The organism is Nocardia sp. NPDC050793 (assembly GCF_040654065.1).
Classification (GTDB): Bacteria; Actinomycetota; Actinomycetes; order Mycobacteriales; family Mycobacteriaceae; genus Nocardia.
In genome coordinates, this window is sequence record NZ_JBFAHG010000011.1 from 218,830 (window position 1) to 227,394 (window position 8,565).

Annotated in this window: 7 protein-coding genes; all 7 read left to right on the forward strand. The window is 71.0% G+C overall.

Annotated features, from left to right (window positions below; translation table 11 throughout):
* The first annotated feature begins 8 nt into the window (after nt 1-8).
* The 7 genes from AB0H50_RS30450 to AB0H50_RS30480 all read left to right on the forward strand — a co-directional run bounded on the left by AB0H50_RS30450 (nt 9) and on the right by AB0H50_RS30480 (nt 8,530).
* Nucleotides 9-1,856 (forward strand): hypothetical protein, encoded by a 1,848-nt coding sequence (locus AB0H50_RS30450; protein ID WP_357459350.1) that lies wholly within the window; start codon nt 9-11, stop codon nt 1,854-1,856.
* Nucleotides 1,857-2,609: 753 nt separating this feature from the next.
* On the forward strand, nt 2,610-3,818 hold the full coding sequence (locus tag AB0H50_RS30455; RefSeq protein WP_357459353.1) for an AAA family ATPase: 1,209 nt from the start codon (nt 2,610-2,612) through the stop codon (nt 3,816-3,818).
* Between the two features lie 40 nt (nt 3,819-3,858).
* Nucleotides 3,859-5,640 carry a vWA domain-containing protein gene (locus AB0H50_RS30460; protein ID WP_357459384.1) on the forward strand — a complete coding sequence of 594 codons (1,782 nt, stop codon included), beginning with the start codon at nt 3,859-3,861 and terminating at the stop codon, nt 5,638-5,640.
* Nucleotides 5,641-5,773: 133 nt separating this feature from the next.
* Nucleotides 5,774-6,076, forward strand: a complete 303-nt coding sequence (locus AB0H50_RS30465; RefSeq protein ID WP_357459355.1) for a hypothetical protein — start codon at nt 5,774-5,776, stop codon at nt 6,074-6,076.
* Nucleotides 6,077-6,146: 70 nt separating this feature from the next.
* Nucleotides 6,147-6,494: a hypothetical protein gene (locus AB0H50_RS30470; protein WP_357459357.1), complete on the forward strand. Its 348-nt coding sequence runs from the start codon at nt 6,147-6,149 to the stop codon at nt 6,492-6,494.
* A gap of 317 nt (nt 6,495-6,811) precedes the next feature.
* Entirely contained in the window at nt 6,812-7,966 is a 1,155-nt protein-coding gene (locus AB0H50_RS30475) for a hypothetical protein (RefSeq protein WP_357459358.1), read from the forward strand.
* Nucleotides 7,967-8,056: 90 nt separating this feature from the next.
* On the forward strand, nt 8,057-8,530 hold the full coding sequence (locus AB0H50_RS30480; RefSeq protein ID WP_357459361.1) for a hypothetical protein: 474 nt from the start codon (nt 8,057-8,059) through the stop codon (nt 8,528-8,530).
* Nucleotides 8,531-8,565: the final 35 nt, after the last annotated feature.

Consider the following 8,565-nt stretch of genomic DNA (forward strand, 5'->3'; position numbering starts at 1 on the left):
AACCATTGATGAGGCCGCAGGCGCCGTACCTGATCGCCGTCGCCGGACTGAGCTCGCGCGCGGGGACGACAACGACCACCGTCGCGCTCGCCCACACCTGGCCCGGCCCCGAAACCGCGCTCATCGTGGAAGCCGACCCCGCAGGCGGCCAACTCGCCGAAATGGTCGGCGCGGACCCGCATCTCGGCCTGGCAAGCCTGGCCCGCCGAAGCGCCCTCGGCCTGCCCGTCACCCCGGAGCTGCTGGCCCAGCACGTGCAGTATCTGCCCGGCGGGCAGGCGTTGTTGGCCGCGCCGCCCGGACTCGACCCCGACGATCCGGTCCCCGCCGCCGCGCTGCTCACCGATCCGGACCGGGGCTGGCGCGGGTTCGGCGCGACGGTGTTCGCCGATTGCGGTGTCCCCGAGCCGGGCTCGCCCGCGCATCCGGTCATCGCCGCCGCCGACGCCGCCCTGTTCGTGGTCCGCGCCGAGCACATCGATCCCGAGACCGCCGCGCAGCGGGTCCTCGATCTCACCCGCCGTCGACGCCCCCGGGGCATCGTGGTCATCGGCGGCAGCCGCGCCTACATCGACGCGATCGGGTTTCCCGTCGTGGGCGAGCTGCCCGCCTCCCGCGCCGGAGCCCGTGCCCTGCTGACCGGCCGCCGATCACGCCAGCACCTGATACCGCCCGCTCGCGGCACCATCATCGACGTAGAGATCCAGCTGCGCCGCTACGGACACTCCGGCCAGTTCGACCCACCCCGCATTGGGCAGCCTGCCCGCCAAGACCACCCAGTCCGGCGCAGACGCCGCGACGAGGACGGGCCCAGGATCTACAGCATCGCCCCTGCCACCGTGCCGACACCTGTTGCGCGACCCATCCCGCCGGAGCCGGTCCCGGTGGACGCCGCAGAACGCACACCATCCCCTGTCCGCGAGTCTGCGCTCGTCGACACCGGCGAGGCCGCCGGCCACTCGCGCGAGACCGACCTCTCCGCGGCGCCCGAGCCCGTCCTCGACACCCACACCGCGCCAGCCGACTCCGCGCCGAAGCCAGCACCGGAGATGGTGCCAGCACCGGCGGAGGTTCCGGCGTTGCGGTTGCGGGTGTTCGGGCCGACCCGGGTCTTCTGGCGCGTGCCCGATTCCGGTGAGAGCGTGGAGATCACAGGCCAGCTGCAACCCCGTCTGCGCGAGCTGCTGGCCGTGCTGGCCCTGCATCCGGGCGGGTTGTCGCGAGGTCAGCTGACCGAGCTGTTGTGGGGAGAACGCCCAGCCGATCGCGCCTCAGGCGTGCTCACCAACACCCTGAGCCGACTACGCAGCGCCCTCGGTGCCGCGACGAGCGGGCGGTTCCATGAGCCCTTGACCGACGACCGGGTGCACTACCGGCTTTCCGGAACCGCGGTGAGTGTCGACTGGTGGGACTTCACCGCCGCAGTCACCGCACGCCGCCGCGCCAGCAACGACACCGACCGGACCGCCGCGTGCCGGGCTATCACCGCCATCGCCACCGAAGAACTCGCCCCCGACCTCACCGACTCCTGGACCGAACCGATCCGCGAATCCGCGCGCCGCGACACCCACAACGCCCTGGGCTGGCTTGCCTCCCACGACGCCGACCACGACCCCCGCGCCACCCTCGAACTCCTCGAGACCACCGCCCAAACCGACCCCTACAACGAAGCGCTCTGGCGCGACATCCTGCGCCAGCACGCACGCCTGGGCGAATACCCGGCCCTCGACCGCGCCTACGCACTCCTGACCCGCAAACTCGCCGAGATCGGCGAAACCCCGAGCAGAGAAACCCTCCAACTCCTCGAACACCTCCGCCAGGGCGAAGACCACAATCCAGGCACGCCCAGCCGCTGACGAAAATCGGCGCAGCTCTGTGAATAGAAACCGCTGGTTGAATAGAATTCGACACGTATTGTACTGTCGTATTGAAACTGATCTACTTAGCGATTTCTGCGCGGCGATGCGGGGGTTCTCGCTGCGATTGAGTAATCCTCTCCGCCATTCGTTAATTCGTTGAAGAGTGTAAGATTTCCCGCTCGATCGGCCGTCAAATGGCGTGCGAGTTCAACGCTGGCAATCTGTGGGGAAGTGTGCGGGGAAACGTGGGGGGTTGCGTGGGGGGCCTTCAAAAGGCCCCGGCGCTACCTCCAATACACCCAGGTAGATGGCCACATCCGTCGGCGAGTGTCATCCAGGATTGTCTATACACAAAGCTGTATAGACATGCGGCAGCGTCGGTCATGGCCGCGTCCCGTGCTGACCTGACTCGCTGGTTCGCCTCACATTTAATGTATTTCCGTTCCCTTCTTTTTCTCTCTGTTCTTATTCTTTGAATCATTTTCTTTTGGCTGGCGGGCGGTGGGCTCGGTCAAATTTTCGCGGCGTGGTGCGCATTTCATGTGCGGCTTGCTTTGTCCGCGAGGCTGGTCTCGCGGAAAATTCGGAGAATTTCCTACGAATTGGGGTTGTGAGGCTGTTCGAGGTCGAGCTAGCGTCGACCCCGTTCCCGGAATTCGCCGGGAAATTCACCGAAAATCCGAATGGCGGCCACGCCGCACGTATGCCGAAAACGGCGCACGAATTCGGAACGGAATTGCAGGAGTCGCAATGCCCACCACACCCGCCCCCGCCGCTACCGCCGCACCGGCCGCCGGTCGCCTGCCCAACGGGGAGTTGCGCCGCATGGTGGCCGCCGCGCTGGCCGCCGACCCCGCCCGCGAACAGTCGCCCCGGGAAATCGCCAACGGCCTCGGCCGGTCCTCCGGCGCGGTCGGCAACGCCCTCGAGGCGTTGACCGCCGCCGGTCACGCCGAACGCACCTCGGCGGCCCCCCGCCGCTACCGCGCCACCGCCACCACAGCCACCGCTGCCGCCCCGGCCGCCACCGCCCCGGCCGCGCCTGCCACCCCGGCGGCCCCGGCTGCCGGTAAGGCGGCGGCCAAACCGGCCCGCCGCCGGGCCAAGAAAACCACCCCCACCCCGGCCCCGGCCGCGCCCGCCACCCCGGCGGCCCTGGCACGCACGGGGAACACCGTGGCCCGGCCGAACGGGCAGGACTACCACATGCGCAAGCTCGCCGGGCGCGCCGATGTGGATGTGTTGCGGACCATGCGCGCGGCCGAGGTGCCGGTGCTGCTGTACGGGCCGCCCGGCACCGGCAAGACCTCGCTCATCGAGGCCGCCTACGGCGACCTGTTGACGGTGCAGGGCGACGGGGACACCACGGTCGCCGATTTCGTGGGCGAGTACACCCAAACCCCGGACGGCCGTTTCGTTTTCATGGACGGCCCGCTGGTGCGGGCGATGAAAGAGGGCCGGGTGCTGTTCATCGACGACGCGACCCTCATCTCCCCGACCGTGCTGGCGGCGGTGTATCCCGCGATGGACGGGCGAAAAGAGCTGGTGGTCAAAGCCACCGGCGAGGTGGTCAAAGCCGAGCCCGGGTTCTTCGTGGTGGCAGGCCACAACCCCGGCGTGCACGGGGCCATCCTGTCGGATGCGCTGAGTTCGCGGTTCGCGTTCCAGGTGCGTGTGGTCAGCGACCTCGACCTGGCCACCCAGCTCGGGGTGGAACGGCGCGCGGTGAAAGTGGCGCGCGAGCTGGCCGCGCGGCAGGCCAAGGGCGAGGTCGGGTGGGCCCCGCAGCTGCGTGAGTTGCTGGCGTTCCGCAAGATCGCCGCCGCTACCGACTCTGAGACCGCTATGGCCAACCTCCTCGGGGCCGCCCCGGAGGAGGACCGCGAGGTGGTGGCCGCCGTGGTGAAAACGGTGTGCGGCACCACCCACACGCCCCTCGCCCTCGGCCCCCGCCTCTAACCCGCCGCCCCGCCCCCGAAAAGGAAAGGCGTTGCCTGCCATGACCGGCCACGTGATCACCGCCCCCGCCCCCGCCATCCCCGCCGCGCCCGCTGCCCCGGGCACCGGCACCGCTTCCGCCCCGGCCGCCGCCGGGGCCGGGGCGGCCCCCGCCCCGGCATCGGTGCCGGTGACCGGGGGGTGGGCCACCCTGTCCGCCGCCATGACCGCCGAAGTTCCGCCGATCGCCGACCGTGACGATCTGACGGTGAGCATCGCCCCCGGTGCCGCGTTCGGGCACCCGGCGGTGTTCGTGCCAGCGCTGGCGGCCATCGAACTCGACGGTTCCCGCCTCAAGATCGACCCGGCCGACGCGACACCGGCCCGCAACAGCGACCGCAACCAGTACCCGGCGGTGTGGGGTGCGTTGGTGCACGAGTGCGCGCACGCCAAACACTCGGTGTGGCAGCCGCCGTTGCTGGCACACCCCGAGGTGGTCACGGCCGCGAAGTTGCTCGAGGAGTCCCGCATCGAGGCCGCCCAGATTCGCCGCCGCCCCGATGACCGGCATTGGTTGCGCGCCAGCGCCACCGAGATCGTGATCGGTGACAACGGCGGCGAGAAGGCTGTCGCCCAGATCCCGGCCACCACCTACGCTGCCGCCCACAACGCCGCCCTCGTGCTGGGCCGGATCGACGCCGGGGTGCTGCAAGAGTCCGAATGCGCGGCGCTGGTGCTCGAGATCGAGTCCATCCTGGGCACCGACACCCTCGCCAAACTGCGTGCGATCTGGCGCGAGGCCCACACCGTAGCCGACGCCGACACCGCCGCGATGCTCGAGCTCGGGCAGCGCTGGCTCGACATCGTGGGCCCCGACCCCCACGCCGCACCGCTGCCGGGGTCGAGGTTGGGCGCGGCTATCCGTGCCACGGTGGCCGCGATCGCCCGGGAGGTCGCGTCGAACCCGGTGCCCGCCGATCCGGCTGAGTCCGCCGCCGCCGCGCGCCGGGCCGCCGCCGACACCGCCGAACGGGCACAGCGGTTGGCGGAGAACGTGTTCGGCAACGGCGACGGCGGGGGACCGGATATCTCGCGGATCGTGCGCCGCACCCGCACCCCGCTGGCGAAGGAACAGAGCGCCGCGCGGGTGCTGGCCCGCGCGCTCGACACCGCCGCCGCCCGCGAACGCGCTACGGTGAAAACAACCTCGGTGGTCCCGCCGGGACGGGTTCGGATGCGCGGTGTGCTGGCACGCCAAGCTCAGCTCGCCGCCGGGGCCATCCCCACTGCCGAACCGTTCACCCGCACCACCCGCAAGAACAGCCCGCACCCGCCGCTGCAGGTCGGCATCGCGTGCGACGTGTCCTCCTCGATGGGCAAGTTCGCTGCCCCGGTGTCCTCGGCCGCGTGGATCATCGCCCGCGCCGCCGAGCTGGCCGCCGTGCCCGCCACGACCGCGACCGTGACCTTCGGGGACACGGTCACCCCGATCACCTACCCCGGCACCGCCCCCGCTCAGGTGACTGAGTTCGGTTGCCCGGACGGCAATCACGCGATCGACTTCGCCATCGTGGCCCTCGAGGGTGCCCTCGGTCTGGCCCGCCCCGGCGCGGCCCGACTCCTGGTGATCATCTCCGACGGCATCTACACCGGCCCCCACCGTGACCGCGCCCAGAAGCGCCTCGACGCGTTGCGTGCGGCCGGGTGCGCGGTGCTGTGGCTGGCACCGGCACGCGGACGAGTCAACCCGCTGGCCAACTCGAACCCGCACCTGCTCACCGATCCCGCGACCACCGCCGCCGAGATCGCCCGCGCCGCCACCGCCGCCGTACGCGCCACCTAGACCCCGGGGCCCCGGGCGCAGCGCGCGCCCGGGGCACCCGGACCGGGCGCGCCGGTGCCACCGGCGCGGCCCAACCATCACCCCCCACCCGACCCCGCCCCGCACACCCGGGGCGGCAAACACAGGAGACACCGTGACCGATCCCGCGATTCCCACCACAGCGGCCCTCGACGCGATCTTTGTGATCGCCAACGCCGTCACTGGCGATCAGTTCGTCATCTACGGACTCGGCCCGCACGACGAGCGCGGCATGTACCACGTGGCGCACGTGAGCGGCGGCACCGGGGCTACGCCGCCCCGCGCATCCACCTCGTACACCCCGACGACATCGCCGCCTACGCCACCGGGGCCGCCGACAGGATGCGCCGGGGCGCGCACGGGCACGCCGCGACCGTGTGGCTCGACCGCACCACCGGCACCCTTCACGAGCGCCTGAGTCGATGAACCCGCCAGCAACCCAACCGAACCCGAACCCGAACCCCGAACAGGAGAACCGTACGCACCCCATGAAGGACACCCACACCCATGACGAGGACGGCGTGATCAAACCGGAAGCCAAACTCAGCGGCAACGACTACGTCGTGGTGAGGCTGCGCGACGGCGACGACCCGCCCGGCCGGATCCTGCTGGTACGCAACCCGCGCCGCTGCCACCACGGCTACACCCTCTGCATCGAGTGCGCCGACAGCTGGGAACTCGACCACCACGTGGACTACGAGCTGACCGGCGGCGGGCGGCGGCTGCGTGCGGCCCTCGACACCCAGCGCCCCGCCCCCGGCAGCGCGGAGTCCGCCGAGGCCGACTCCGGAGAGCCCGGCACCAATGCGGCCAACTCGTCACGGGCGCACCCGTGACCGGCTCGCGCGTCGAGTCCGCGGCTCGCCCACGACGGGTCCGCGGCGAGGCCGCCCCGGCGCGAGGCGCCCCGCATCCCGTGAGCCAATCGCCGCGAGTCGAATTCCGCTCGCGCCGAGGCTATTTCGGAACCGGACGAGAGGAATCCGGGTCCGGAACCAATTTCCACATTCCGCTTGACATCACACGCCCTATCGAGCGGTCATGGAAACCGGAACGGCACCGACCGCCCGGGGAAATTGCCCCGATCGGTGCGCATTCCGTCCCCACCGGGACATCACCGAATTCACCAAACCCATTGTTGGAAGGAACCCCCATGTCGAAAACCAAGAACGCCGCCGTGGCCACAACAACGGCCACACCCGCCCCGGAACGCGGCACACGGTCGGGTGTCGTGCCGGTGCTGCGCCGCGACAGCAACCGGGCGTTGTGGGCGGCGCTGCGGGCCCACCCCAACAGCACCACCGCCACGCTGGCCGACATCGCCGGGATCGGACTGTCCACCGCGCGGCGTCTGCTGGCCCAGTGGGAAACCGCCGGGTGCGCCCAATCGCACACCGACCCCGAATCGCCCCGGGCCGCCAAGACCTGGACCCAGGGCGCGGGCACGCCCGCCACCATCGAACCGGACCCGGCTCCCGCCGCACCCGTCGACCCGGGCTCGGCTGAGCCCACCGCGCCCGAACCGGTGGCGTCCAAGACGATCACCCCGGCCGACCCGGACCCCGACATCGCCGGGCCCGACTCGGAACCCGCCACCGCGACGGCTGTGGAAGTGCCCGCGCTGAACAGCGCTGAGGCACGGGCGCTGTGGGAGGCGCTGGAAACCCACCCCGCCAGCACCACCGCCGAGCTGGCGGAGATGGCAGCCATCGGAACCATCCCGGCGCGGCATCTGCTGACGGAATGGGAACTCGCCGGGGCCGTGTGGGCGGTCACCGATCCGGGCAAGCCCCGGGCCGGGAAAAACTGGACCGCCGGAGCGAAACCCGAACAGACCCCGGCCGCGCCCGCGCCCGCCGAACCGGCGGCCACCGCACCAGCCGAGCCCGAACCCGAGCCCGAAACCGAGCCCGCACCAGCCGAACCGGCGAACCCGGACCCCATCGCGGCCGAACCCACCACGACCGAACAGGTCGACCCCGCCCCCGACACCACCCCAGAGACGGCGGTAGTTGTCCCCACAGGCGACAATCCCGCCGCCGGGGCCCCGGTACCCCCGGCGGCAGCCGACGACGGCGCTGCGGCCGACGCGGAGTCGACGGCGGAACGTCTGCCCGCCGGTGCGTTGCGGGGACAGGTCGAGGACTTTCTGCGCGAAAACCCCGGAAAGGAGTTCACCCCACACCAGATCGGCAAAGCCCTGGCCCGGTCCAGCGGCGCGGTCCACAACGCCCTGGTCAAGTTGGCCGATGGCGGAACCGTGTGCCAGACCAGCACGGCCCCAAAGCGATTCACCCTCGCGTCCTGAAACTGGGCGATGCCGGAATCCCCGGAGAGCCTAGCTCCGGGGAGTCCGACACCGCCCTCTCAATCTAATCCCTGAGAAAGGTGTTCGACTATGTACTCCACCCCAACCCCTAAGGTCCTCGCCTCGGCCCTGTACCGCGTGTACGCCGACTCCAGCCACGCCCCCGACAGTCTCGAGCTGTGGATCGCCATCGCCGACACGGCCGTGCGGGAGCTGCAAATGCCCGTGCTGGTGTCGCTGGTGCCGTGGGTGCCGATCGCGCTGCGCTACGAGAAGGTGACCACCGACGGCGAGTTCTTCCCGCACACCGGTTCGGTGCGGATCATGACCGGCCCGCTGACCGGCACCCTGTACCGCGACGCGGAGACCGCCGCCCGTGAGGTGGTCGTGGCCACCCTGAACGAGATGAACGACCACGCCACCACCAGCAACGACGACGGCGGCGGCAGTGGCGACGGTGAGCAGATCGACGCCGCGCCCGCGCCGTTGCCGTCGTGGCGGTTCCGTGACAAGGGGACCCCGCCCGCGTTCACCCCGCGTGCGGTGCCGCCGCTCATCTCCTGACCCGCCTACCCGCTGAAACGGCCCGTGGTGCCGAG